Origin of the sequence: Nitrosomonas sp. Nm132, from assembly GCF_900100485.1 — a bacterium.
Lineage (GTDB): Bacteria > Pseudomonadota > Gammaproteobacteria > Burkholderiales > Nitrosomonadaceae > Nitrosomonas.
The window spans coordinates 1-1,052 of sequence record NZ_FNDH01000130.1; the positions used below are offsets into that span (position 1 = coordinate 1).

Here is a 1,052-nt window from a genome sequence, read left to right on the forward strand (position 1 = left end):
CTACGAGGAGCGCTATCGCCAGCGTGTTATGCATCACCTCGCCAGGCGCGCTGAAAAACTTGGCATGCAACTCGTTCCCGCTCCTCAATCAACTTAAAAAATCATTCAACTAATCATGGGGATATATTGTGTTTCTTGAGAGATTTTGCGGTATAGATCTGCATTCAAACAACAGTTTTATCGTGATTATCGACGAACAAGACCGAGTTGTGTATAGCCAGCGGCATGCCAACAGTTTGCCTGAGATACTTGAAGCACTCTCAGCTTATCAGGATGAATTATCCGGCATCGCCATTGAATCCACCTTCAATTGGTATTGGCTGGTGGATGGATTGCAAGAACGGGGTTATCGCGTACATTTAGTTAATACCACAGCGGTCAAGCAATATGAAGGGTTGAAACATCGCGGTGACGAATCGGATGCGAAGCATCTGGCGCACTTGCTACGATTGGGTTTGCTACCAGAAGGGCACATCATGCCCAAGAACAGGCGGGCAGTACGTGACCCGGCGCGCAAACGCATGCAACTGGTGCAGCAACGCAGCATGCAAATCCTATCGATCGAATCGGCCATGCAGCGCTATACGGGCAGCCGCGCAAGCAGCAATACGATCAAACGGCTCACACAGGATGACCTCGCCCAAATGCCGTTACACGCATCCGAGATACTGGGCCTGCAATCCAATCTGGTCATCATGCAGGCTTTGCAAAGCCAGATTGACTGCATCGAACAGGAATTGGCGTGCTACTGTCGCAATGAGCCAGGTTACCGTCTGCTAAAAAGCACAGCAGGTATCGGCGATGTGCTGGCGACCGTGATTTTACTTGAAACGGGTGATGTCGATCGTTTTGCTGGTGTGGGTAATTACGTCTTATATTGCCGCTGCGTGGGCAGCGCACATTTATCCAACGGCAAGAAGAAAGGTGTTGGCAACACCAAGAACGGCAACCGCTATTTGGCATGGGCCTATGTCGAGGCGGCCAACTTTGCCGTGCGTTATTGCGAACCGGCGAAGAGGTTTTATCAGAAGAAGAAAGCCAAACGCAACGGT

The 1,052-nt window shown here is 50.5% G+C and carries 1 protein-coding gene; it reads left to right on the plus strand.

Translation table 11 applies throughout. The annotated features are described in order from the left end of the window. Positions 1-128 precede the first annotated feature (128 nt). Positions 129-1,052 (plus strand): IS110 family RNA-guided transposase (locus BLP80_RS14995; protein ID WP_090544535.1); only part of this gene is annotated, 924 nt, incomplete at its 3' end.